Origin of the sequence: Paucibacter aquatile (assembly GCF_002885975.1) — a bacterium.
GTDB lineage: Bacteria > Pseudomonadota > Gammaproteobacteria > Burkholderiales > Burkholderiaceae_C > Paucibacter_A > Paucibacter_A aquatilis.
On the sequence record NZ_POSP01000003.1, the window covers coordinates 384,078 to 407,175 of the forward strand.

20 protein-coding genes and 6 tRNA genes are annotated in these 23,098 nt (G+C 64.8%); 3 read left to right on the plus strand and 23 right to left on the minus strand.

Features of this window, described 5'->3' with window-relative positions:
- Nucleotides 1–82: 82 nt before the first annotated feature.
- Nucleotides 83–439, minus strand: coding sequence for a DUF1304 domain-containing protein (locus C1O66_RS05010; RefSeq protein WP_102766882.1), 357 nt, complete (start codon nucleotides 437–439; stop codon nucleotides 83–85).
- Nucleotides 440–602: 163 nt separating this feature from the next.
- On the opposite strand from C1O66_RS05010, the gene C1O66_RS05015 reads away from it, so the two are divergent.
- A complete protein-coding gene (locus C1O66_RS05015) occupies nucleotides 603–1,088 on the plus strand; it encodes a MarR family winged helix-turn-helix transcriptional regulator (protein ID WP_102766883.1) in 486 nt (161 codons plus the stop codon).
- 16 nt (nucleotides 1,089–1,104) lie between these two features.
- Nucleotides 1,105–1,530: an organic hydroperoxide resistance protein gene (locus C1O66_RS05020; RefSeq protein WP_102766884.1), complete on the plus strand. Its 426-nt coding sequence runs from the start codon at nucleotides 1,105–1,107 to the stop codon at nucleotides 1,528–1,530.
- Nucleotides 1,531–1,558: 28 nt separating this feature from the next.
- Here C1O66_RS05020 and C1O66_RS05025 read toward each other — a convergent pair whose 3' ends face one another.
- Nucleotides 1,559–2,530 carry an asparaginase gene (locus C1O66_RS05025; protein WP_243392712.1) on the minus strand — a complete coding sequence of 324 codons (972 nt, stop codon included), beginning with the start codon at nucleotides 2,528–2,530 and terminating at the stop codon, nucleotides 1,559–1,561.
- 112 nt (nucleotides 2,531–2,642) lie between these two features.
- Here C1O66_RS05025 and lexA point away from each other — a divergent pair, with 112 nt between their 5' ends.
- Entirely contained in the window at nucleotides 2,643–3,398 is a 756-nt protein-coding gene (gene lexA, locus C1O66_RS05030) for a transcriptional repressor LexA (RefSeq protein ID WP_102766885.1), read from the plus strand.
- 516 nt (nucleotides 3,399–3,914) lie between these two features.
- Here lexA and C1O66_RS05035 read toward each other — a convergent pair.
- The 21 genes from C1O66_RS05035 to leuD all read right to left on the minus strand — a co-directional run bounded on the left by C1O66_RS05035 (nucleotide 3,915) and on the right by leuD (nucleotide 23,082).
- Nucleotides 3,915–3,991, minus strand: a tRNA-Asp gene (locus tag C1O66_RS05035).
- Nucleotides 3,992–4,079: 88 nt separating this feature from the next.
- Nucleotides 4,080–4,155, minus strand: a tRNA-Glu gene (locus tag C1O66_RS05040).
- A 57-nt stretch (nucleotides 4,156–4,212) separates the two neighbouring features.
- Nucleotides 4,213–4,288 (minus strand) — tRNA-Ala (locus C1O66_RS05045).
- A 155-nt stretch (nucleotides 4,289–4,443) separates the two neighbouring features.
- A tRNA-Asp gene (locus C1O66_RS05050) sits at nucleotides 4,444–4,520 on the minus strand.
- A gap of 88 nt (nucleotides 4,521–4,608) precedes the next feature.
- Nucleotides 4,609–4,684: transfer RNA gene (locus C1O66_RS05055), tRNA-Glu, on the minus strand.
- Nucleotides 4,685–4,803: 119 nt separating this feature from the next.
- Nucleotides 4,804–4,879: transfer RNA gene (locus C1O66_RS05060), tRNA-Ala, on the minus strand.
- A 124-nt stretch (nucleotides 4,880–5,003) separates the two neighbouring features.
- On the minus strand, nucleotides 5,004–6,437 hold the full coding sequence (gene gltX, locus C1O66_RS05065) for a glutamate--tRNA ligase (RefSeq protein ID WP_102766886.1): 1,434 nt from the start codon (nucleotides 6,435–6,437) through the stop codon (nucleotides 5,004–5,006).
- Nucleotides 6,434–7,672: an O-succinylhomoserine sulfhydrylase gene (locus C1O66_RS05070; protein ID WP_102766887.1), complete on the minus strand. Its 1,239-nt coding sequence runs from the start codon at nucleotides 7,670–7,672 to the stop codon at nucleotides 6,434–6,436. Before C1O66_RS05070 ends, gltX begins: the two co-directional genes overlap by 4 nt.
- Nucleotides 7,673–7,674: 2 nt before the next feature.
- Nucleotides 7,675–9,189, minus strand: a complete 1,515-nt coding sequence (gene purF / locus C1O66_RS05075) for an amidophosphoribosyltransferase (RefSeq protein ID WP_102766888.1) — start codon at nucleotides 9,187–9,189, stop codon at nucleotides 7,675–7,677.
- Between the two features lie 91 nt (nucleotides 9,190–9,280).
- Nucleotides 9,281–9,769, minus strand: coding sequence for a CvpA family protein (locus tag C1O66_RS05080; RefSeq protein WP_102766889.1), 489 nt, complete (start codon nucleotides 9,767–9,769; stop codon nucleotides 9,281–9,283).
- Between the two features lie 58 nt (nucleotides 9,770–9,827).
- Nucleotides 9,828–10,808 (minus strand): SPOR domain-containing protein, encoded by a 981-nt coding sequence (locus tag C1O66_RS05085; RefSeq protein WP_102766890.1) that lies wholly within the window; start codon nucleotides 10,806–10,808, stop codon nucleotides 9,828–9,830.
- A 149-nt stretch (nucleotides 10,809–10,957) separates the two neighbouring features.
- Nucleotides 10,958–12,325 carry a bifunctional tetrahydrofolate synthase/dihydrofolate synthase gene (gene folC, locus C1O66_RS05090; protein WP_102766891.1) on the minus strand — a complete coding sequence of 456 codons (1,368 nt, stop codon included), beginning with the start codon at nucleotides 12,323–12,325 and terminating at the stop codon, nucleotides 10,958–10,960.
- Between the two features lie 100 nt (nucleotides 12,326–12,425).
- Nucleotides 12,426–13,298 carry an acetyl-CoA carboxylase, carboxyltransferase subunit beta gene (accD, locus tag C1O66_RS05095; protein ID WP_102766892.1) on the minus strand — a complete coding sequence of 291 codons (873 nt, stop codon included), beginning with the start codon at nucleotides 13,296–13,298 and terminating at the stop codon, nucleotides 12,426–12,428.
- A 34-nt stretch (nucleotides 13,299–13,332) separates the two neighbouring features.
- Nucleotides 13,333–14,130: a tryptophan synthase subunit alpha gene (trpA, locus tag C1O66_RS05100; RefSeq protein WP_102766893.1), complete on the minus strand. Its 798-nt coding sequence runs from the start codon at nucleotides 14,128–14,130 to the stop codon at nucleotides 13,333–13,335.
- On the minus strand, nucleotides 14,130–15,425 hold the full coding sequence (gene trpB / locus C1O66_RS05105; RefSeq protein WP_102766894.1) for a tryptophan synthase subunit beta: 1,296 nt from the start codon (nucleotides 15,423–15,425) through the stop codon (nucleotides 14,130–14,132). The genes trpA and trpB overlap by 1 nt, the downstream gene beginning before the upstream one ends.
- 20 nt (nucleotides 15,426–15,445) lie before the next feature.
- On the minus strand, nucleotides 15,446–16,093 hold the full coding sequence (locus C1O66_RS05110; protein ID WP_102766895.1) for a phosphoribosylanthranilate isomerase: 648 nt from the start codon (nucleotides 16,091–16,093) through the stop codon (nucleotides 15,446–15,448).
- 52 nt (nucleotides 16,094–16,145) lie between these two features.
- Complete coding sequence (truA, locus tag C1O66_RS05115) at nucleotides 16,146–16,931, minus strand: tRNA pseudouridine(38-40) synthase TruA (protein WP_243392853.1); 786 nt, start codon at nucleotides 16,929–16,931, stop codon at nucleotides 16,146–16,148.
- Nucleotides 16,932–17,089: 158 nt separating this feature from the next.
- Nucleotides 17,090–19,696 (minus strand): FimV/HubP family polar landmark protein, encoded by a 2,607-nt coding sequence (locus C1O66_RS05120; protein WP_102766897.1) that lies wholly within the window; start codon nucleotides 19,694–19,696, stop codon nucleotides 17,090–17,092.
- A 381-nt stretch (nucleotides 19,697–20,077) separates the two neighbouring features.
- A complete protein-coding gene (gene asd, locus C1O66_RS05125; protein ID WP_102766898.1) occupies nucleotides 20,078–21,208 on the minus strand; it encodes an aspartate-semialdehyde dehydrogenase in 1,131 nt (376 codons plus the stop codon).
- Nucleotides 21,209–21,310: 102 nt separating this feature from the next.
- A complete protein-coding gene (gene leuB / locus C1O66_RS05130; protein WP_102766899.1) occupies nucleotides 21,311–22,402 on the minus strand; it encodes a 3-isopropylmalate dehydrogenase in 1,092 nt (363 codons plus the stop codon).
- A gap of 29 nt (nucleotides 22,403–22,431) precedes the next feature.
- Nucleotides 22,432–23,082 (minus strand): 3-isopropylmalate dehydratase small subunit, encoded by a 651-nt coding sequence (leuD, locus tag C1O66_RS05135; RefSeq protein ID WP_102766900.1) that lies wholly within the window; start codon nucleotides 23,080–23,082, stop codon nucleotides 22,432–22,434.
- Between the last annotated feature and the right edge of the window lie 16 nt (nucleotides 23,083–23,098).

A 23,098-nucleotide genomic window follows, 5' to 3' on the forward strand; every position in this document is an offset into this window, starting at 1 on the left:
AAGCGCAGCCCCTACGCACCGATGAAAAGGGCCCGAGATTTCTCGGGCCCTTTTTTGTTTTCTGGCGCAGGGCTTCAGACGTTCAGGTCAGCAAAACCAGGGCCGCAGCCAGCGCCGCCGGCAGCGCCTGCACGAACAGAATCTTCTTGCCCACCGTGGCGGCGCCGAACACGCCGGCCACCACCACGCAGCCCAGGAAGAACAGCTGCGTCGGCACACCGGCCGCGCCCTGCAGCAGGCCCCACACCAGGCCGGCACTCAGAAAGCCGTTGTACAGGCCCTGATTGGCCGCCAAGGTCTTGCTGGCCTCAGCAAACTCCGGCGTCAGGTGAAACACGCGCCGACCCAAAGGCTTGGTCCAGAAGAACATCTCCAGCACCAAAAAATACAGGTGCAAGGCGGCCACCAAGGCCACCAAACCATTCGCCACCATGCTCATCGCCATCTTGTGCTCGCTTTCAGGACACCGGGTCTGCTTGGCCCTGCGCTGCTGAGTCGCAAACGTCTAGCAGCAAGACCCTTAGCCACATAAATTGTGTGCAATTAAATTGAGGACTACATTATCGCCCATGTCACGCCCATCCAACTGTCCCCAGCCCGACATGCCGCAGCTTGCCCCGGCGGCCGCCGCAAACGAGGACTGGCTGCGTCTGGATCAGCAGCTGTGCTTTGCGCTCTACGCCAGCTCTCTGGCCATGACCAAGCTGTACAAGCCCTTGCTGGAGCCCTTGAGCCTGACCTACCCGCAGTACCTGGTGATGTTGGTGCTTTGGGAGCAGGACGGCATCAGCGTTTCCACCCTGGGGCAACGCCTGTCGCTCGACTCCGGAACGCTCACGCCCCTGCTCAAACGCATGGAAACGGCGGGTTTTGTGAAACGGCAGCGCGCCGCGCAAGATGAACGGCGTGTCGACATCCTGCTCACGCCCATGGGCCTGGCCCTGAAGGTGCAAGCCCAAAAGATTCCACCGCGACTGGCCTGTGCGGCCGCCTGCTCTTTGGAAGAACTGAGTTCCCTGACCCGACGCCTGCATGAGCTGCGACAGCAGCTGGCGGTCGCCGAACTTTCACCCACCACCCCTGATTGATAGGAAGCACATCACCATGGCACTCGACAAAGTCCTCTACACCGCTCGCGCCACCTCCACCGGCGGCCGCCAAGGCAGCTCATCCAGCTCGGACGGCGCGCTGAACGTGCAACTCTCGACACCCAAGGAATTGGGCGGCGCCGGCGGCCCGGGCACCAACCCCGAACAGCTGTTCGCAGCCGGCTATTCGGCCTGCTTCATCGGCGCCCTCAAGCATGTCGCCATGATGAAGAAGGTCGCCCTGCCGGCCGAAGTGTCCATCACCGCCGATGTGGGCATCGGCCCGATCCCGGCCGGCTTCGGCATCCAGGTGGCCCTGAACATCTCGGTGCCCGGCGTGGACCGCAGCCTGGCCCAGGATCTGGTGGACGCCGCCCACCAGGTCTGCCCCTACTCGAATGCCACCCGCGGCAATATCGACGTCACGCTGACCCTGGCCTGAGTCGACCGAGCAAGGCCAGAGGCGCGAATCAGCGCGGCACGGGGCTTGAGAGCAAATCCAGCAGCAGCTCGATTCGCGCCTTCACCGGGCTCAGCGCTCCCGCGCTGGGCAAGGCCTCGGCCGAGGCAGTGACCAGCCCGGCATCGCAGCGCGTGCTTCGCAGCACGCGCACGCCTTGCTGCTGCGCCTCGCGCAAAGCTGCCTCCAGGGCGTGCGACAGGCTGCCATTGCCGGTACCGGCCACCACCAGCCCATCCACACCCTGCGCCAACAAGGCTTGAACCACCGAGCCATCGGCGCCGACATGGTTGAGCACGATCTGCACCCGTGGCCAGCTCAGGTCGCCTTGGGGCAAGTGGGCAAGACCTACCACCGGCTGCGCACCGCGCTGCGGGCCCGCTGCAAACCAGCGCACCCCCCCCTCCTCCATCGCCCCCAGACGCGCGCCGTCGGCCGACGCGAAGGCATCGACCCGGTAGCTGTGCACCTTGCGCACCTGCTCGGCGGAATGGATGCTGCCGGCAAACATCACCAAAACACCCGGCACCCTACCTTCCGCAGCGAGAGTGACTGCATCCAGCAGGTTCTGCGGACCATCGGTCTGAAGGGCGGTCGCGGGCCGCATGGCCGCGGTGATCACCACGGGCTTGCCGGGTGCCAGGACGCGCTGCAGGAAATAGGCGGTCTCTTCCAAGGTATCCGTGCCGTGGGTGATGACCACGCCGGCCACTTCTGGACGCGCCAGATGCGCCGCGACCCGTTCCGCCAGCAGACGCCAGGTCGCGAAATCCATGTCCTTGCTGTCCAGCTGCACAACTTGTTCGGCCTCCAGCGCACGGCGGGCGAGCGGCGGGATCGCCGCAATCAGCTGTGCGACACCGAGCTGCGCGGCCTGATAACCGACATTGTCCGAGGCATCGGCCGCCGTACCGGCGATAGTGCCACCGGTTCCGAGAATCACGACCAGCCCCGATTTCGCTTCAAACACCGGCGCATTCACGGCAATTGTTTCTTGCTTGCTTTGCAATTTTGAATTTCCTGGATGAAAATACAGTCACTGGATAAATATTCAGGCAATCAAGCCCCAGGGCCCCAAGCAGAGGACGACCACCGTGGAAGACAGCCCGAAACTCACCGCGCGCCAACAGCAGATTCTCGATCTGGTGCGAGCCGCCATCGAACGCACCGGCGCTCCACCGACCCGGGCCGAAATCGCCGCCGAGCTCGGTTTTCGTTCTGCCAATGCCGCCGAAGAGCATTTGCAGGCCCTGGCTCGCAAAGGCGCGATCGAACTGGTCGGCGGCACCTCGCGCGGCATCCGCCTGAAGTCTGACACATTGAGAGCGCTCAACTCCGCACGCGATGCCCGAGAGTCACAAGAGGCGCGCGAGTTTCAAGCTGGATATGCGCGCGGCCGCGCCGCGCCCCGCGGCAGCGATCGACAGCAACTCGATTTCCCTTTGGCCAGCCTGGCACAGCTGAATCTCCCTTTGATTGGGCGCGTGGCCGCCGGCCACCCCATCCTGGCGCAGGAGCACATCGAGCAAAACTACGCCGTCGAGGCCAGCATGTTCGCCAAGAAGCCCGACTTTTTGCTCAAAGTGAAAGGCATGAGCATGAAAGACATCGGCATCATGGATGGCGATCTTTTGGCCGTGCAGAAAGCCTCGGACGCCAAGAACGGCCAGATCGTGGTGGCCCGAATCGGCGACGAAGTGACCGTCAAGCGATTCAAGCGCGGCCGCAGTGGCATTGAGTTGCTGCCCGAGAACAGCGATTTCGAACCGATTCAGGTGGCCGCCGATGACGACAGCTTTGCCATCGAGGGGCTGGCGGTGGGCCTGATCCGCAATCAGATGTTCAGTTGATCCCCCGACCGCACGATGTGCAGCCCTTGCCCGGGTCGGGCTTACTTGCTCCGCCCGTCGATAGACAGCCAACGACGCGTCTGAATCGCTGGCCGCCTCGTTCGGGGAAGAACCAGCACAAACAAAAGAGCCTCCAATGGAGGCTCTTTTGTTTGTATTCACAATCGTCCTGGCCGGACGGAAGCTTGATCAAACATTTGTCCAGTCACGAGGTGTGTGGGTAGCGCAAAGCAATCTGCACCAACCCCAAAAGATGCGCCGCCTGAACTCGCAAGGCCCATACCAAACCCCGTATCGAACCCTTGCATTACTGCAGCTGAATACCTCACAGACGATGCTCCATTGCTGAGGCTTGATCTCCAGCAGAGTTTTCGCGACTGAACCGCCGGAACGACAAGGAAATGTCGGGCAGGTATAGATCAAACAGCCCGTTTTCATCAACAGCGCAAAGCCACGAATATCGAGTGGCAAAGAAAAAACCCCGCAAACTTTCGTTTGCGGGGTTTCTCAATATGTTGGCGGAGTGGACGGGACTCGAACCCGCGACCCCCGGCGTGACAGGCCGGTATTCTAACCAACTGAACTACCACTCCAGATGAGCCACAATATCGAAATCGATATTGCGCTGCACCGGACAAGTTACGCAGTGTTCATTCAAACACTGCCAAGCCTTGTCAAACTTGGCGTCCCCTAGGGGATTCGAACCCCTGTAGTCACCGTGAAAGGGTGGTGTCCTAGGCCTCTAGACGAAGGGGACTCAACCTTCTAGCCTGATCACATCCTGAATCGCGCGCCACTTCCAAACAAAATTTGGTGGTGGAGGTAAGCGGGATCGAACCGCTGACCTCTTGCATGCCATGCAAGCGCTCTCCCAGCTGAGCTATACCCCCAGATCCTTGCGAATCTCGGTCGCCGCGCCATTCAAGCGTGTCAAACCTCAAACAACTTCACAAATAACAGCGGCCAATCTCTTGGCCGCCTTTGAAATCTACCGCAGCAGATTTCTTCAACGCAGACAAAGACATTTCAATCTTTGCCTCAAAGCTGGCGGAGTGGACGGGACTCGAACCCGCGACCCCCGGCGTGACAGGCCGGTATTCTAACCAACTGAACTACCACTCCAGATGATGATTTAAATTATATACACAATTTAAATCACATCAAACAAGTTTGCAGCTATTTTTCAATAACTACCAAGCCTTGTCAAACTTGGCGTCCCCTAGGGGATTCGAACCCCTGTAGTCACCGTGAAAGGGTGGTGTCCTAGGCCTCTAGACGAAGGGGACTAAACCTTCTTATTAACTGCCGCATAGTATACAGCAATTAACTCTATATATTCAAGCTCTGCAGTATATCGCAAAACTTTTGCATCTGAACCGCGCGCCACACAAACTCAATTTGAATTTGGTGGAGGTAAGCGGGATCGAACCGCTGACCTCTTGCATGCCATGCAAGCGCTCTCCCAGCTGAGCTATACCCCCGACGATTCTTATCAGTACTTCAGACTGCCTAGCCGCTCCTTGCGGATCGACTCGCCTTCCAAAGCACCGCGAGACATCTAAAGTTTCGCGCTGTTCAAGCAAGACATAGATTATAGGACGCTTTTTACAAGGAGCGCAAGCGTTTCACAACAATTTCTTGTTCGAACAGTTCCAGCACCGCGTCGACGCTGGGCGTTTGCACACGCCCGCACACCAATGCCCGCACCGGCATGGCCAGCTGAGGCATCTTCAGGCCATGCGCGCCGATGGTTTCCTTGATGGCGGCGGCAATGACGGGCTTGCTCCACTCAGGCAGTGCTTCAAGCTTGTCCGCCAGCGCAGCCAGGGCCGGCTTCACCGCGTCCGTGACATGCGCCGCCAGATCCTCGGCCGAGGGGCTGACCGGGCCGAAGTACATGGCCAGCCAGTCGGCCAGAGCCACGGTCGTCGAACAACGGTCCTTGAACAGGCTGCACATGGGCGCGAGATTGGCGGCATCCACCTGCACGCCGCGTGCAGCGAAATGCGCCGCCACCAGCGCAGCCAGACGGCTGTCATCTGCCTGCTTGATGTATTGGCTGTTGACCCATTCCAGCTTGGCCGGGTCCCATTGCGCGGGGCTCTTGTTCAGATGGCTGCCATCGAACCAGGACACCAGTTGCTCGCGGCTGAACAGCTCGTCATCGCCGTGGCTCCATCCCAGGCGAGAGAGGTAGTTCAGCATGGCCTCGGGCAGGTAACCCCCCTCTTCGTAAGCCGTGACACTGACCGCGCCGCGGCGCTTGGACAGCTTCTGACCATCGTCACCCAGAATCACCGGCACATGGCCAAAGGCCGGCAGCGGCGCGCCGAGGGCACGGAAGATATTGATCTGCCAGGGCGTGTTGTTGACATGCTCATCACCGCGGAACACATGGCTGATCTGCATGTCCCAGTCGTCCACCACCACGGCGAAGTTGTAGGTCGGCACACCCAGGCTGCCGGCCGGCGCGTCTTCAGCGGCGGGACGCACGATGATCAGGTCGTCAATCTCGCGGTTGTTGATGGTGATGGGGCCCTTGACCAGATCATCCCAGGTGACGTCACCGTCCAGCGGATTCTTGAAACGCACCACCGGTGTCACACCGGCCGGCACGGGCGGCAGCACCTTGCCGGGCTCCGGGCGCCAGCGGCCGTCGTAACGGGTTTTCTCGCCGCGCGCGCGTTGAGCCTCGCGCATCTCGTCCAGCTCGGCGGGCGTGCAGTAGCAGCGGTAGGCCTTGCCTTCAGCGATCAATTGCTCGGCCACCGCGTGGTAGCGCTCCAGGCGCTGCATCTGGTAGATCGGGCCTTCGTCGTAGTCCAGGCCCAACCATTTCATCGAAGCCAGGATCTGCTCCACCGAATCCTGGGTGGAACGTGCCACATCGGTGTCCTCTATGCGCAGCACGAACTTGCCACCGTAGTGGCGGGCATAGGCCCAGGAGTACAGGGCTGTGCGGGCCGTGCCCAGGTGCAGAAAACCGGTCGGCGACGGCGCAATGCGGGTGCGCACGGGAGTGTTGGCGTGTTGGCTCATAAGCTGTTCAAAGTGGAGAGGCCGCGGTTCAGGTCATCGGTGATGTCGTCGACATGCTCAAGACCGACGGCCAGACGGATCAAGCCCTGGCTGATGCCGGCGGCCTGGCGCTGGGCCTCGCTGAGGCGACCATGCGAGGTGGTGGCTGGGTGGGTGATGATGGATTTGGTGTCGCCCAGATTGGTGGCGATGCTGAGCACCCGGGTGCTGTTGATCACATGGAAGGCCGCGGCTCGCGCGGCCTCGGGCGTGTCGGCCTTCAGCTCGAAAGACAGGACCGCCCCGCCCTGCCCCGACTGCTGACGCATGGCCAGTTCATGCTGGGGATGCGAGGGCAAAGCCGGGCAGTACACCCGTGCCACCTCGGGCCGGGCCTCCAGCCAGCGGGCCACGGCCAGGGCTTGTTCGCTCTGGGCCTTCATGCGCAGGCTCAAGGTCTCCAGGCCTTTCAAAATGACCCAGGCGTTGAAAGGCGAGAGCACCATGCCGGCCGTGCGCATTACCGGGCCGAACACGTCCTTGATCAGGCGATTGGGGCCACATAGCGCACCGCCCATGACCCGGCCTTGGCCGTCCATGTACTTGGTGGCCGAGTGCATGACCAAGTCGGCGCCAAAGCGCGTGGGCTGCTGCAGCGCCGGCGTCGAATAGGTGTTGTCCACCACCAGCAGCGCACCGGCACCATGGGCGATATCGGCCAGGGCGCGGATGTCGCAGACCTCGGTCAGCGGGTTGGTCGGCGTCTCGGCGAACAGCAGCCGGGTGTTGGGGCGCAGGGCCGCGCGCCATTCGGCTAGCTCGGTCTGCGAAACGAACGTCGTCTCCACCCCGAACTTGCCAAACTCCTTGGCGAACAGATTGATGGTGGTGCCGAAAACCGAGCGCGAGCACAGCACATGGTCGCCCGCCTTGAGCAAGCCCATGCAGAGCAGCAGGATGGCGCTCATGCCGGTGGCGGTGGCGATGGCGCCTTCGGTGCCTTCCATGGCGGCCAGGCGCGCTTCCAGGCTGCGCACCGTCGGGTTGCTGGTGCGCGAGTAGGTGAAGTCTTCCGAGTCGGCAAAGCGCTGGGCCGAGGTGGCTGCGTCCGGCTGCACATAGGCGCTGGTCAGGAACAGGCCTTCTGAGTTTTCGCAATGCTGGCTGGGCGGCAAGGCCGTGCGCACGGCCAGAGTCTCGGGGCGCAGGCCCTCGGGCAGCGTGGCGCGGGCGATGCGGCGGGCTTCCTCGCTCATGCTCATTGGCCCTCGCCCCCGCTTTGCAGGGCCAGGCGGGTGCGGGCCGGGCCGTCTTCTTCGTCGCCCTGGGCGCGGCGCTGGGCTTCAAGCTTGGCGAAGTCTTCGGCGGTCACATCGCCGGTGATGTAGCGGCCGTCGAAGCAGGACGCTTCAAAGCCTTGCAGATTCGGCTGCAGGGCCGCGACCACGCGCTTCATTGCATCCACATCCTGGTAGATCAGCGCATCGGCGCCGATGAAAGCGCGGATCTCTTCGATACTGCGGTTGTGCGCCACCAGCTCTTCGCTGGTCGGCATGTCGATGCCGTAGACATTGCGGAAGCGCACCGGCGGCGCGGCCGAGGCCAGATAGACCTTGCGCGCACCGGCCTCGCGGGCCATCTGCACGATCTCCTTGGAGGTGGTGCCGCGCACGATGGAGTCATCGACCAGCAGCACATTGCGGCCCTTGAACTCCAGGCCGATGGCGTTGAGCTTTTGGCGCACCGACTTCTTGCGCGCGCCCTGTCCCGGCATGATGAAGGTTCGGCCGACGTAGCGGTTCTTCACAAAGCCTTCGCGGTAGGGCTTGCCGATGCGATGGGCCAGCTGCATGGCCGAGGGGCGGCTCGATTCCGGGATCGGGATCACCACATCGATGTCGCTGGGCGGCATGGTCGAGATCAGGCGCTGCGCCAGCGTCTCGCCCATGTTCAGACGGGCCTGGTAGACCGAGATGCCGTCCATCACCGAATCCGGGCGGGCCAGGTAGACGAACTCGAACATGCAGGGGTTCAGCGTCGGGTTCTCGGCGCATTGCTGGGTGTGCAGCGTGCCGTTCATGTCGATGAACAAGGCCTCGCCGGGCGCCACATCGCGCACCAGCTGGAAGCCGTTGCCTTCCAGCGCCACGCTCTCGCTGGCCACCATGAATTCGCCATCGGCCGCCTGGCCGAAGCACAGTGGGCGGATGCCGAAGGGGTCGCGGAACGCCAGCAAGCCATGGCCGGCGATCAGGGCGATCACGGCATAGCTGCCCTTGATGCGCTTGTGCACGGCACGCACGGCCTGGAACACGGCCTCGGGGCTCAGCGGCAGGTCGCGCGCGACCTGCTCCAGCTCATGCGCCAGCACATTGAGCAGCACCTCGGAGTCGCTCTCGGTGTTGATGTGGCGGCGGTCGATGTCGAACAGCTCGGTCTTCAGGCCTTGCGCATTGGTCAGGTTGCCGTTGTGCACCAGCACCAAACCAAACGGCGCGTTGACGTAGAAGGGCTGGGCCTCTTCCTCGTTGTAGGCATTGCCGGCAGTCGGGTAGCGCACCTGGCCCAGGCCGATGCTGCCTGGCAGCGCGCGCATATTGCGGGTGCGGAAGACGTCGCGCACCATGCCGCGCGCCTTGTGCATGAAGCACTTGTTGCCCTGCATCGTGACGATGCCCGCCGCATCCTGACCGCGGTGCTGCAGCAGCAGCAAGGCGTCATAAATCAGCTGATTGACAGGGGAACGGGAGATGACGCCAACGATGCCGCACATGGCTTTTCCTTCTCTGGATGAGACTTTTCTACGCAATACCCAGCGGCGCCACGAGGCACCGCTCCAACTCACACCGGCCCGAGCTTGTGGCTCAGGCCGGCAATCGATTCACCACCGCCTCCGGCAGCAGCGGCCGCAAGGCGCCCAGCACCTGATGCAGCTGCGGCGCCAGCCGCGATTCCTGCCAGGCCGGCCACTGGGCCGCCGGCGTCATCTGCACCAGCACCACCAGCAACAAGGCCAGCAACAGCCCCCGCAGCGCGCCAAATCCGGCGCCCGCCAAACGGTCCAACACACTCAGAGGCGAGGCCTGGATCAAGGCCCGCAGCAGTTTCGCACCCAGGCCCCAGAGCAACAAGACCAGGGCAAAACTCAGCACAAGGCCCAAGCCCGCACTCAGGCTCGGCCCCAGACGCTGCTGGGGCAACCAGGCCTGCAGCCAGGGCGACACATGCGGCGCGGCCAGGTAGGCCACCAGCCAGCCGGCCAGCGACAGCAACTCGAACACCAAACCCCGCCACAGGCCAACCAGCACGGACAGCAGCAAGAGGCTCAGCAGGGTCAGGTCCACCCAGCTCATGGTGCGCCATGCTCCCGCGCAAGTCGCGCATGCCCCAGCAAGGCGGCCTTGTGCAGCATCAAAGTGTCAGCACCGCAGCCGACAAACCGGCCGATTTCAGCTTGGCCGCGGCTTTGTCCGCCTCGTCGCGGCTGGCATACGGGCCCAGGCGCACGCGGATGCGCTTGCCTGCGGCGGTGTCCACAGCCTGGGTGTAGGTCTTGAGGCCCAGACGCTCGACCTTCATGCGAACCTCCTGCGCCGATTTGCTGTCGGCGTAGGCGCCGATCTGCAAGATGTGGCGTGCGCCCGCTGCGGCGTCGCCGGCCTTGCTGGCCGATGCAGCGGCTGTGCCGCTGCCACTGCGGCCTTCGAGCAAAGCCTGCACGCGGGCGGCCTCGGGGCTGTGGTTGCTGCTGTTGGCGGCGGCATTGCGCTTGTCGGCGGCCCTTTCGGCAGCCTTGTCTGCGGCCTTGTCGGCAGGCTTTTCTGCGCTCGGCTTGGTGCTGGCCTTTTCGGCGTGCTTGTCAGCCAGCTTCTCGGCGGGCTTGTCGACCAGTCGCTCGATCGGCTTGACCGGAGGCTTCTCGGCCACCTTTTCTGCCGCCTTTTCGATCGCCTTTTCAGCCACCTTGGCCGGAGCGGGAACCGGCAGCGGGGTCGGCGCCGCGTTGGACGCCACCTTGCCCTCGCTGGCACGGCTACTGCCTGCTGCGGTGTTGGCGGAAGACTTGGCCACCTCGAATTCGTCCTCGGAGGCCAGTGTCGGCAGGCTTTGCTGGGGCAGCTGCTGAGCCTGTGCCGGACGCGCTTGCGGAATCGCCAGCGGCGCCGCGCCGTCCTTGCTGGGGATCTGGATCGGCAGGTCCACCGGGATGGGCCGCGGCTGGGTCTCAAACACCAGCGGGAAGCCGATCACACCCACACCCACCAGCACCGCGGCACCGATCAAGCGATGGCGTGCGCGCAGGCGCAGCTGCTGCACCGCATCGGCCGAATCCGACACCCGCTTGGCAGCCGGTGCGGCCTTGTCGCGCTTGAAAAAGGACAGCAAACCCATGGCAAGAAATCCGGCCTGCGCCGAGGTGAAGGACAGCGTTGACGATGGAAAGCGAAGCACCGGAGCGGGTGAGGCGTCCGGCCTCGGCGCTTCAGCGCCGCACCGAACACCCCGCCCGGCCGCCCGGAGAATCCGGCGACCCAGCCCGATCAGGCGGTGGGGAATTGCGGTGGCGGCACCGCTTCTGACGGCGGTTTGTGGGACTGCAAACGGGGGACACCGTTCTTGAGTACGCCACCCACTGTGTAGAAGGAACCGAAGACCAGAATTCTATCAGCGGGGTCTGCCTCGGCCGCCGCGGCCGCCAGGGCGTCGAGCGGCTGCGCATGGGTGTGCAGCAGCACCTGCGGCGGTGCCTTCAGGCGCCCTTCGGCCTGCAGGGCCGCGAACTGAGCCTGCAAATCGGCGGCGCTGGCGGCACGGGGCAGTTCCAGATTGCAGAAATGCCAGACGTCAACCAGCGGGGCCATGCGCTGGAAGATGCCGGCCAGGTCCTTGTCGGCCATGGCGCCAAAGACAGCATGGGTGCGCGGGTAGAAGCCCATCTGGTCCAGATTCTGGGCCAGGGCCGCCACCGCATGCGGGTTGTGCGCCACGTCCAGCACCAGGGCCGGCTGGCCGGCCACGACCTGGAAGCGTCCGGGCAGCTCCACCAAGGCCAGGCCGGTGCGCACCGCCTGCGCGCTGATCGGCAGGCGCTCGTACAAGGCCTCGAACACCGCCAGCACACCGGCCGCATTGAGCAGCTGATTGACGCCGCGCAGCGCCGGATAGGCCAGGCCGCTGAAGCGGCGCTCGCGGCCCGACCATTGCCACTGCTGGCGATCGCCGCTGTAGCTGAAATCAACCCCCAGCTGGCGCAGATCGGCGCCGATCTCGGCGGCGCGTGCCGCCAGGCTGTCCGGCGGCATGGGGTCGCTGACGATCACGGTGCGGCCGGCGCGCATGATGCCGGCTTTCTCGCGGCCCACCGACTCACGGTCCGGCCCCAGGTACTCGGTGTGATCCAGGTCGATGCTGGTGATGACGGCGCAGTCGCCGTCGATGCAGTTGACGGCATCCAGGCGCCCGCCCAGCCCCACCTCGAGAATCACCAGATCCAGCGGCTCGGCCGCCAGACGGCGCATGATGGCCAGGGTGGTGAACTCGAAGTAGCTCAGCGTCATCTCGCCGCGCGCCGCCTCCACCGCCTCGAAATGCGGCAGCAGGCTCTCGGCCTCCACCGGCGCGCCGTTCACGCGGCAGCGCTCCTGGAAATGAACCAGATGCGGCTTGATGTAGAGGCCCACGCGGTAGCCCGCCTGCAAGGCGATGGACTCCAGCATGGCGCAGGTCGAACCCTTGCCATTGGTGCCCGCCACCACCACCACCGGCGGCTCGAAGTTCAAGCCCAAGCGCTCGCGCAAGGTGGTGACCCGGTCCAGGGTCATGTCGATGGTCTTGGGGTGCAGGCGCTCGCAATGGGCCAGCCAGTCGTCCAGAGTGGCAGGCACGGGCGTGAGGTTCTGAGAGGTCATGGCGAAGAAAACGCTTCCAGCAAAGAAAGACGGCCAGACCTTGTGGGCCTGGCCGTGTGGGGTGAGGAGCGAGGGCTCAGACAGCGGCTGCCAAGGCAGCTCAGGCCACGGCGTCCGAGCTCTGGCGTTGCAGCATGGCCAGTGAGCGGGCGATGGTCTCGCGCAGTTCGCGGCGGTCCACGATCATGTCCACGGCGCCCTTTTCCATCAGGAACTCGGCGCGCTGGAAGCCAGCGGGCAGCTTCTCGCGCACGGTGTTCTCGATCACGCGCGGGCCGGCGAAGCCGATCAGCGCCTTGGGCTCGGCGATCACCACATCACCGACAAAGGCAAAGGAGGCCGACACGCCGCCCATGGTCGGGTCGGTCAGCACGCTGATGTAGGGCAGCTTGGCTTTGGCCAGACGGGTCAGGGCCGCATTGGTCTTGGCCATCTGCATCAGGCTCAAAAGGCCTTCTTGCATGCGGGCGCCGCCGGTGGCGGTGTAGCAGATGAACGGAGTCTTTTGCTCGATGGCGGTTTCCACGCCACGCACAAAGCGCTCACCGACCACCGAACCCATGGAGCCGCCCATGAAGTTGAACTCGAAGCAGGCCACCACCACCGGCAGCGTCATCACGGCGCCGCCCATGACGATCAGCGCGTCGGTTTCGCCGGTGTGCTCCAGCGCTTCCTTCAGGCGATCGGGGTACTTTTTGCTGTCCTTGAACTTCAGCGCGTCCACCGGCAGCACTTCCTGTCCGATCTCGTAGCGGCCTTCGCCGTCGAGGAAGGCATCCAGGCGAGCCCGGGCACCGATGCGGTGGTGGTGGCTGCACTTGGGGCAGACGTTGACGTTCTTTTCCAGATCGGTCTTGTAGAGCACCGTCTCGCAGGACGGGCACTTGATCCACAAACCTTCCGGCACCATGCGGCGCTCGGTCGGGTCGGTTTGCTGCATCTTGGGCGGCAACAGTTTCTCAAGCCAACTCACAAGCAGACTCCTTTGTTCTGGTTCTCAGGTCAGGCTACGCATCGAGCGCAGCACGGATCTCGCGGATGAACTGGGCACCCGTCAAAGCGACATTATCGCGTGTCTGCGTCTCCAGCAGCTCGACCAGGCGAGAACCGATCACCACCGCGTCCGAAACATCGGCCACGGCCCGGGCGGTGGCCGCATCGCGGATGCCAAAACCCACACCCACCGGCACGCTGACATGCTGCCGGATGCGCGGGATCATCTCGGCCACGGCCGCGGTGTTCAGGTGGCCCGCGCCGGTCACGCCCTTGAGCGAGACGTAGTAGACATAGCCGCTGGCGATCTTGCCGATGCGGGCCATGCGCGCCTCGGTCGAGGTGGGCGCCAGCAGGAAGATCGGGTCAAGGCCACGCGCCTGCAGCAGAGCGGCGAAGGTCTCGCACTCCTCGGGCGGGTAGTCCACCACCAGCACGCCGTCGACACCGGCTGCCGCCGCATCGTCGACAAAACGGGCAATGCCGTAGCGCTCGATCGGGTTGGCATAGCCCATCAGCACCACCGGCGTGACATCGTCGGCCTGGCGGAATTCGCGCACATCGGCCAGCACGCGGGCCAAGCCTATGCCTTTTTGCAAGGCACGCTCGGCCGCACGCTGGATCACCGGGCCGTCCGCCATGGGGTCAGAGAACGGCACGCCCAGCTCGATCACATCGGCGCCGGCCTCGGCCATGGCGCGCATCAGCGGCACCGTGGTTTCGGGGTAGGGATCACCGGTGTGGACGAAGGGGATCAGGGCCTTGCGGCCTTGTGCGGCCAGACGGGCGAAGGTGGCTTGGATGCGGCTCATCACACGCCTCCTTTCGAGCTCAGCACATGGACCGGCTGCTCGCCGCCCTTGACCGACTGCCCCTTGCAGGACGGCCGGCAGTAGAACTCGGCCTTGGACAGATCGGCCACGGTGCCAATGTCCTTGTCGCCACGGCCGGACAGGTTCACCAGCAGGTGCTGATCGGGCCGCATCGTCGGCGCCAGCTTCATGGCGTGGGCCACCGCATGGCTGGACTCCAGCGCCGGGATGATGCCCTCGGTGCGGCAGAGGTGGTGGAAAGCGGCCAGCGCTTCCGCATCGGTCACGCCCACGTACTCGGCGCGGCCGATGTCCTTGAGGTAGGCATGCTCGGGGCCGACGCCGGGGTAGTCCAGGCCGGCCGAGATCGAATGGGTCTCGATGATCTGGCCGTTGTCGTCTTGCAGCAGGTAGGTGCGGTTGCCATGCAGCACACCCGGGCTGCCGGCGTTCAGCGTGGCCGCATGCTTGCCACTGTCCATGCCCTCCCCGGCGGCCTCCACGCCGATCAGGCGGGTACCGGCATGCGGGATGTAGGGGTAGAAAATGCCCATGGCATTGCTGCCGCCGCCCACACAGGCAATCACCGCATCGGGCTGGCGACCGATCATCTCGGGCATCTGCGTCAGGCACTCGTCACCGATCACGCGCTGGAAGTCGCGCACCAGCATGGGATACGGATGCGGGCCGGCCACGGTGCCGATGATGTAGAAGGTCGACTCGACGTTGGTGACCCAGTCACGCATGGCCTCGTTGAGCGCGTCTTTCAGCGTCTTGGAGCCCGACTCCACCGGCACCACGCGGGCGCCCAGCAGATGCATGCGGTAGACATTGGGGCTCTGGCGTTTGACGTCCTCGCTGCCCATGTAGACCACGCATTCCATGCCGTAACGGGCGCAGATGGTGGCCGTGGCCACGCCGTGCTGGCCGGCGCCGGTCTCGGCAATGATGCGCTTCTTGCCCATGCGCTTGGCGAGCAGGGCCTGGCCGATGGTGTTGTTGATCTTGTGCGCGCCGGTGTGATTCAGGTCCTCGCGCTTGAGGTAGACCTGGGCACCGCCGAGCTCGCGGCTCAGGCGATCGGCGTGATAAATCGGGCTCGGGCGGCCGACAAAATGAGCCAGCTCACGCTTGAACTCTTTGATGAATTCCGGGTCCTTGCTGAAATGAGCGTAGGCCTCTTTCAACTCGTCGAGTGCGTGAACCAGGGTCTCGGCAACAAAGCTGCCGCCGTAGGTTTGGCCATGGATGGGGCCGAAATGCCCCTGGGCATCGGGCTGTGCGTAGTCTTGCATGGTGGGAATCGTGCTTCTCTTCAGGCGCAGTTCTGGCGAGCCATCTCGGCATCGGCCTCGCGCACGGCGGCGCAGAACTGCTGGATCAGGGCAGCGTCCTTCAGGCCCTTGGCCTGTTCGACGCCGGAGCTCACATCAACGGCCGTGGGCCGGACCTGAAGCACGCCAGTCAGCACATTTCCGGCATGCAACCCACCAGACAAAACGACTGGAGAGGGCACGTTTTTTGGAATGAGTGACCAATCGAAAACCTTTCCACCACCGCCATAGCCCTCGACGTGGGCGTCGAGCAGGATGGCTTGTGCTGTTGAAAACTGTTGAGCGTAGTCTAGCAAATCGAAGCCCGGCTCCATGCGCGCAGCGCGCAGATAAGGCCGGCCGTAGCGCTCGCAATCCGCCGCGCTTTCATCGCCGTGGAACTGCAGCAGCATGTTCGGCAGTGCCGCCAGCGCTGCCTGCACCTCAGCCTCGCTGGCGTTGACGAACAAGCCCACTGGCGTGACGAACGGTGGCAGCAGGCGCGCCAACTCGGCCGCCCGCGCCGGGCTGACAAAGCGGGCGCTCTTGGCGTAGAACACGAAGCCGACGGCATCGGCACCGGCCGCCACCGCAGCCAGCACATCGGCCTCGCGGGTCAGGCCACAGATCTTGATTCGGGTACGGCTCATGCGCAGGCGCCTCGGCGAAAACGGGGGTGTTGAAAACTCAGTCAGGACCTGCTCAGGGTAGCCAATCCATGGCCGCGGTGCGGGTCGGGATGGCCAACTCCGCGTCGTAGTACGGGCCATTGAAGTAGAGCCCGTCCGGCGAGAAGGTCGGCGCGGCGCGGCTGCGATCTCGAGCCGCCAGCACCTCGGCCATCCAGTGCAGGTCGCGGTGCCCAGCGCCCACGGCCACCAGGCAGCCCATGATGTTGCGCACCATGTGATGCAAAAAGGCCGAGGCATCGAAGTCAAAGCGCCAGTAGGCGCCGCGGCGCGAGATCTCGATCGCGCGCACCGTCTTCACCGGCGACAGCGCCTGGCAGTCCGAGGAGCGAAAGCTGCTGAAATCATGTTCGCCGATCAGCAAGGCCGCGGCAGCCTGCATGGCCTCCAGATTCAGCGGACGGAACACCCAACCGACCGAACCAGCCTCCACCGCCGGCCGCACCGGCGACTCCAGCAGCACAAAGGTGTAGCGCCGGCCGCGCGCGAGAAAGCGGGCATGAAAGTCGGCCGGCGGGAACACACACCACTGGACCGCCACATCGGCCGGCAGGTAGCGGTTGGTGCCTCGCACCCAAGAGGCCGCCTCGCGCCGCACGGCCGCGTCGAAATGCACCACCTGGTTGAGCCCGTGCACGCCGGTGTCGGTGCGGCCGGCGCAGATGGTGCGCACTTCGGCCGCAGCAAACTCGCTGAGCGCGCGCTCCAGCACGTCCTGCACCGTGCGCCGGTCTTTCTGGCTTTGCCAGCCGTGGTAGCCCTGGCCGCGGTAACACACGCCCAGCGCCACGCGCTGCAGCGCTGCGGCTGCCGTGGCAGCTGCGCCCTCTTCCACCGGGCCCGGCTGAACCGCATGGTCTTGCCCCGCCTCGTCTTGCCCCGACATCAATCGCTCACTCCACAAAGAAAAAGGCGCTCGGCCAGGCCGAGCGCCTCACAGGATGCCACAAGGGCCGATCAGCGCAGCTCGTTGAGCATGGCTTGCGCCTTGTCGCGCAGGGCACCGCTGGTCTTGGAGATCAGCTCGGTCAGCACCTCGCGCGCGCCTTCCGTGTCACCGATCTGGCGGAACTCGTCGGCCAGCTCCAGCTGGCGCAGCAGCGGGTCGCCATCGTCCAGGCCCAGGTCGGCGATGTCCGGCACCACCGGCGGCGCAGCCGGCTCGGGCACCTGGTTCATCAGCGCATCGAACTCAGCGGCCAGATCGGCACCCGAGGTCGACTCAGGCGCGGGAATCGGTGCGGCCGGTGCTGCGGGCGTGGCCGGCAGATCCAGGTCGATGGACGAGAGGTCGAAGTCCAGGGCGCCGTTGCCGCTGTCCGGCGCCACTGTGGCCGGGCGATCGTCGCTCAGGTCGTCCAGATCGAATTCCAGATCGGCGCCGCCCGCTTGCGTCGGCGTGGCCGGCGGCGAGAGGTCGAAGTCCATGGCCATGGGCGCCTGATCCACGGTGGTGGGCAGGGCTTGCGTGGCTTCCATCGAGATCGGCGACGGCGCAGGCGCCGGCGAATCCAGATCCAAATCGAGATCCAGATCGAACACGCTGGTCGGGCCGGTGTCGGGCGCGTTGCGGCCCAGCGGCTCGGTGGCCAGATGACCGGCCGTCACGGTGTGCGGCAAGGTGCTGGCATCCATGGGCTCGGGATGCACTTCGCGGCCGCTGGCCGGCAGGCTCGGTGCGCCACCGGGCTGGTAGAGCGGATTCTCGGGATCGATCTGACGGCCCAGCTCCTGCGCCTTGGCCCAGTCGTCGCCACGACCTTGGGTTTCGGCATACAGCTGGATGGCCAGTTGCTCGAAGCCCTTGATGTCGCGGCGCTTGGCATAGACCTCGAGCAGCTTGAGGCGGATGGCCATGCGCTCGGGATTGGCGCGCAGGGCTTCCTTGAGGATTTCCTCGGCCTGCAGGTCACGGCCGTAAGCCAGGTAGACGTCGGCTTCGGCCACGGGGTCGACATCACCGATGGCGTCCAGTTGGCTCAGCGAGTAATTCATCGACGAGGCACCGTTGGCCGCATCGCGCGTGTCCACGCGCTGGCCGCCGGTGGCGCCGAAGAAGGAATCGGGCTGCAGACGGCTTTCCTGGAAGCCCGTGTCGGACTTGGCCTGGGCCTTGCGATTGCGGAAGCGGTAGAACCCGAAACCACCGGCCGCGGCCACCAGCAGGGCCGACAGCGGCAGCAGCGGGTTGTCCAGCAAATGGTCGAGCAGGCTGGGCTCGGCCACCTCGGCGGCCGGAGCCGGCGGCAGGGCCGCGCTGGCAGGCTTGGAAGCCGCCGGCGCCGCCGTGCTAGGCAGCGGTTTGGAGGCCACCGGCGAAGGTGCCGATGCCACCGGAGCCGGGGCTGGAGCTGGCGGCGTCACCACCGGAGCTGGCACGGGCGCAGCCACCACCGGCGCTGGGGCCGGAGCGGGTGCAGCGACCGGCGCAGGTGCAGGTGCAGGTGCAGGTGCAGGTGTGGCAGCGGGCTTGGCCGCACTGGAGAGCTTCTTCAGCTCTTCCACATTGCGGGTCAGCTCGGCCACGCGGGCGGCGGAATCTTTCTTCTCGGTGTCCTTGGACACGGCCGCGGTCTTGCCGTCGGCGGCCTTGCTCAGGGTCAGCTTGTCCGGCGTGGGTGCTGCAGCTTGCTTGCGATCGTCCACGGCGGCCTGCACGCGGCCCTTGGCCTGGCGATCGCTCTCGTCTTGCTTGATCGTCGGCGCGGCGCCGCTGAGGCGCTGGCGGTAGGCATTGAAATCGGCGCTCTGGGCGCGGATCACCTGGCGGGCCTCGGCCGTGCTGACCGAACCCAGGCTCTCGGCCGAAGGCACTTGCAGCACGCTGCCGGCCTTCAGGCGGTTCATATTGCCGTTGATGAAGGCGTCTTCGTTGTTGCGGTAGAGACCCACCAGCATCTGGTCCAGCGAGATGCCAGCGGGCTGGGTCTTGCCTGCAATGCGCGACAGGCTGTCGCCGGGCTTGACCACATACTCGGACGCGGCCGGTGCGGCTGCAGCGCGTGGCGCCGGCGCAGGCACGGGGGCCGGAGCCGGGCGAGGCGCCGGTGCTTCAGCGCGCGGCCGGGTCGCTTCGGCCACCGCCGGTGCTGGCACGGGCGGGCGCGGGCGGCTGGCAGCGGCTGGCAGGGGCGTGGCCTCCGAAGCCGGCGAAGAAATCACCGGCGCTGCAGCCACGGCGGGCGCGGCGCTGCCGGGCTTGGGATTGGCCGGCGGATCGAACAGCAAGGTGTATTCGCGCACCAAGCGGCCGCTGGCCCAGGTCAGCTCCAGAATCACATCGACAAACGGCTCTTGAACGGCGCGATCGCTGCTGACGCGCAGCACATTGCGGCCGTCACGGCGCACCACCTGCACCTGGGTGCCGGTGAGCACGGCGTTGTACTCGACGCCGGTGGCGCGGTAGGACTCGGGCGGCGCCACGCGCACTTTGAGGGTGCCGGCCTCTTCGGCACTGATGCTGGTGATGTCAATTTCGGCCTTGAGCGTCTCGCCCAGCGCCGATTGCACGGTCAGCTTGCCCAGACCCAGGCCCCACGCTCCGCTGCTCGCGGCGGCCAGCATGGCGGCAGCCACATGAGTCAGAGAAAAACGGCCCCATGTGCGACCCAGTGCGCTACCCACGGCGCTTTTATGTAGTTTCAAGGCATCCCCCAAAGCAACAAGGCGGGCACCAAGGGGTGTCCGCCTGTTTCGACGATCACGATTTTCCGCACAACAGCACTCACGATGCCATCCTCTCGCGCCAAGTCCGCGCCAGGTCCACGGACCGGAAAACTCAATAGCGGCGAGCATATACGCTCACAAGCTCAGGCAATGCCTGAAAAGCACTTTTGCCCCCGCTGAGTTTCGCCCGTCCGCCCCAGCTTGTCGCTTGGGGGCAACGTGAATGCGGGATATCACTGAGCGGGCGCCTTGCGCACCCCGCTCAGCGAAGCCCTCCCCTCAGCGGTCCAGCAGGATGCGCAGCATGCGGCGCAGCGGTTCGGCCGCGCCCCAGAGCAGCTGGTCACCGATGGTGAAAGCGCCCAGATACTCCGGGCCCATGGCCAGCTTGCGCAGGCGGCCGACGGGAATCGTCATGGTGCCGGTCACGGCCACCGGGGTCAGGTCCTTGATCGTGGCTTCACGCGTGTTGGGCACCAGCTTCACCCACTCGTTGTCGGCGGCAATCATGGCTTCGATGTCGGCCAGGGGCACGTCCTTCTTCAGCTTGAAGGTCAGGGCCTGGCTGTGGCAGCGCATGGCGCCCACGCGCACGCAGAAACCATCCACCGGAATGGCGCTGGAACCGAAACCCTCACCGATGCCGAGGATCTTGTTGGTCTCGGCCATGCCCTTCCACTCTTCTTTGGATTGGCCGTTGCCGAGGTCCTTGTCGATCCAGGGGATCAGCGAGCCGCCCAAGGGCACACCGAAGTTGGCGGTCTCGGCGGCGCTCAGGGCGCGCTGGGTGGCGATGACCTGGCGGTCGATCTCGAGGATGGCGCTCTTGGGGTCATCCAGCAAGGCACGCACGGACGCGTTCAAGGTGCCGTACTGCGTCAGCAGCTCGCGCATATGCTGGGCACCGCCGCCGCTGGCGGCTTGGTAGGTCTGGGTGCTCATCCACTCGACCAGACCGGCCTTGTAGAGCGCGCCCACGCCCATCAGCATGCAGGACACGGTGCAGTTGCCACCGACCCAGTTCTTGCCGCCCTTGGCCAGGGCATCCTTGATGACCGGCAGATTGACCGGGTCCAGGATGATGACCGCGTCAGATTCCATGCGCAGGGTCGAGGCCGCATCGATCCAGTGGCCGGTCCAGCCGGCCGCGCGCAGCTTGGGGAAGACTTCGCTGGTGTAGTCGCCGCCCTGGGCGGTGATGATGATCTCGCAGCGCTTGAGCTGCTCGATGTCAAAAGCGTTCTGGAGCTTGGTTTCGTTCTTGGCCTGGGCCGGGGCAGCGCCGCCGGCGTTCGAGGTGCTGAAGAACAGCGGCTCGATCAGGTCAAAGTCTTTTTCTGCGCTCATCCGGTCCATCAGGACCGAACCCACCATGCCGCGCCAGCCTACCAATCCAACAAGTGTCGTCATCGCTGTTACCTCTATCGCCCTAAAAAAGAAAAAAGCCTCTGGACTTCTTCTCCCCCGGCTCGTGTCGCCGGGGGTGTAGGGGCGAGACGAACCGGAGCTGAACTAGCCCTTCATGGTTTTGGTCGTGGTAATCGCTGCAACTACAGCGTCACCCATCTCGCGCGTGCCCACCTTCTGGGTGCCCTCGCTCCAAATGTCTGCGGTGCGCAGACCTTGGGACAACACCGAGCCCACTGCGGCTTCGATACGAGCAGCAGCTTCGGGTTGGTTGAGGGAGAACTTGAGCATCATGGCAGCGGACAGGATTGTAGCCAGAGGATTGGCGATTCCCTTGCCGGCGATGTCCGGCGCGCTGCCGTGGCTGGGCTCGTACAGGCCCTTGTTGTTCTTGTCCAAGGAGGCCGAGGGCAGCATGCCGATGGAGCCGGTCAGCATGGCTGCCTCGTCCGAGAGGATGTCGCCGAACATATTGCCGGTCACGACCACGTCGAAGCGCTTGGGCGCCTTGACCAGCTGCATGGCGGCGTTGTCCACATACATATGGTCGAGTTCCACATCGGGGTACTCGGCGCCGACTTCGATCATCACGTCTTTCCAGAACTGGAAGGTCTCCAGCACATTGGCCTTGTCCACCGAGGTGACGCGCTTGTTGCGCTTGCGTGCGGCCTGGAAAGCGACATGGGCGATGCGCTCGATCTCCGGGCGCGAGTAGCGCATGGTGTCGAAGGCTTCTTCGCTGCCCGGGAAATGCCCGTCCACCGCGGTGCGGCGGCCGCGCGGCTGACCAAAATAGATGTCGCCAGTCAGCTCACGGATGATGAGGATGTCCAGGCCAGCCACCAGCTCGGGCTTCAGGCTCGAGGCGTGCGTGAGCTGCTCGTAGCAGATAGCCGGGCGAAAGTTGGCAAACAGGCCCAGGTGCTTGCGTAGGCCCAGAATGGCTTGCTCGGGGCGCAGGGGGCGGTCCAGCTTGTCGTACTTCCAGTCACCCACGGCGCCGAACAGGATGGCGTCGGCATCCTTGGCCAGCTGCAGGGTGGAGTCCGGCAAGGGATGGCCGGCCGCCTCGTAAGCGGCGCCGCCCACCGGTGCGGTTTCCATCTCCAGCGGCAGGTCCAGGACCTTGAGCACCTTGACGGCTTCGGCGACGATTTCGGTGCCAATGCCGTCACCGGGGAGGATTGCGATCTTCATATCTGTCCTTGGAAAAATTCGCGTGGCGCTCAGGCCGACAACTGGTGCTTGAGCCAGGGCTTGGCGGCCAGGCGCTCGGCCTCGAAGGCCTTGATCTTGTCGGCATGGCGCAGGGTCAGGCCGATGTCGTCGAAACCGCCCAGCAAGCAGAACTTGCGGAAGGCCTGCACCTCGAAGGGCAGCTCCGTGCCGTCCGGCTTGACTACCACCTGGCGCGGCAGATCGATGCTCAGCTGGTAGCCCGGGAAGGCATGCACTTCGTCGAACAGCCGCGCCACTTGCGACTCGGGCAAGACGATGGGCAGGATGCCGTTCTTGAAGCAGTTGTTGAAGAAGATGTCGGCGAAGCTGGGCGCGATCAGGGCGCGAAAGCCGTACTGCTCCAGCGCCCAGGGCGCATGCTCGCGGCTGGAGCCGCAGCCGAAATTGGCGCGCGCCAACAGCACCGAAGCGCCGGCATAGCGCGCCTGGTTGAGCACGAAATCGGGGTTGGGGCGGCGGCTGGCCGGGTCCTGGCCGGGCTCGCCGGCATCCAGATAGCGCCACTCATCGAACAAGTTAGGGCCGAAGCCGCTGCGCTTGATGGACTTGAGGAACTGCTTGGGGATGATGGCGTCGGTGTCGACGTTCTCGCGGTCCATGGGGGCGACGAGGCCCTGGTGCAGGGTGAATTTATCCATCAGAGAAACCTTTCTC

Excerpts from the sequence above, each read along its gene's own strand:
- C1O66_RS05010 (WP_102766882.1), bottom strand. The coding sequence starts at position 439 with ATGAGCATGGTGGCGAATGGTTTGGTGGCCTTGGTGGCCGCCTTGCAC.
- C1O66_RS05015 (WP_102766883.1), top strand. The coding sequence starts at position 603 with ATGCCGCAGCTTGCCCCGGCGGCCGCCGCAAACGAGGACTGGCTGCGT.
- C1O66_RS05020 (WP_102766884.1), top strand. The coding sequence starts at position 1,105 with ATGGCACTCGACAAAGTCCTCTACACCGCTCGCGCCACCTCCACCGGC.
- gltX (WP_102766886.1), bottom strand. The coding sequence starts at position 6,437 with ATGAGCCAACACGCCAACACTCCCGTGCGCACCCGCATTGCGCCGTCG.
- C1O66_RS05070 (WP_102766887.1), bottom strand. The coding sequence starts at position 7,672 with ATGAGCGAGGAAGCCCGCCGCATCGCCCGCGCCACGCTGCCCGAGGGC.
- purF (WP_102766888.1), bottom strand. The coding sequence starts at position 9,189 with ATGTGCGGCATCGTTGGCGTCATCTCCCGTTCCCCTGTCAATCAGCTG.
- C1O66_RS05080 (WP_102766889.1), bottom strand. The coding sequence starts at position 9,769 with ATGAGCTGGGTGGACCTGACCCTGCTGAGCCTCTTGCTGCTGTCCGTG.
- C1O66_RS05085 (WP_102766890.1), bottom strand. The coding sequence starts at position 10,808 with ATGGGTTTGCTGTCCTTTTTCAAGCGCGACAAGGCCGCACCGGCTGCC.
- folC (WP_102766891.1), bottom strand. The coding sequence starts at position 12,325 with ATGACCTCTCAGAACCTCACGCCCGTGCCTGCCACTCTGGACGACTGG.
- trpA (WP_102766893.1), bottom strand. The coding sequence starts at position 14,130 with ATGAGCCGCATCCAAGCCACCTTCGCCCGTCTGGCCGCACAAGGCCGC.
- trpB (WP_102766894.1), bottom strand. The coding sequence starts at position 15,425 with ATGCAAGACTACGCACAGCCCGATGCCCAGGGGCATTTCGGCCCCATC.
- C1O66_RS05110 (WP_102766895.1), bottom strand. The coding sequence starts at position 16,093 with ATGAGCCGTACCCGAATCAAGATCTGTGGCCTGACCCGCGAGGCCGAT.
- C1O66_RS05120 (WP_102766897.1), bottom strand. The coding sequence starts at position 19,696 with ATGCTGGCCGCCGCGAGCAGCGGAGCGTGGGGCCTGGGTCTGGGCAAG.
- asd (WP_102766898.1), bottom strand. The coding sequence starts at position 21,208 with ATGACGACACTTGTTGGATTGGTAGGCTGGCGCGGCATGGTGGGTTCG.
- leuB (WP_102766899.1), bottom strand. The coding sequence starts at position 22,402 with ATGAAGATCGCAATCCTCCCCGGTGACGGCATTGGCACCGAAATCGTC.
- leuD (WP_102766900.1), bottom strand. The coding sequence starts at position 23,082 with ATGGATAAATTCACCCTGCACCAGGGCCTCGTCGCCCCCATGGACCGC.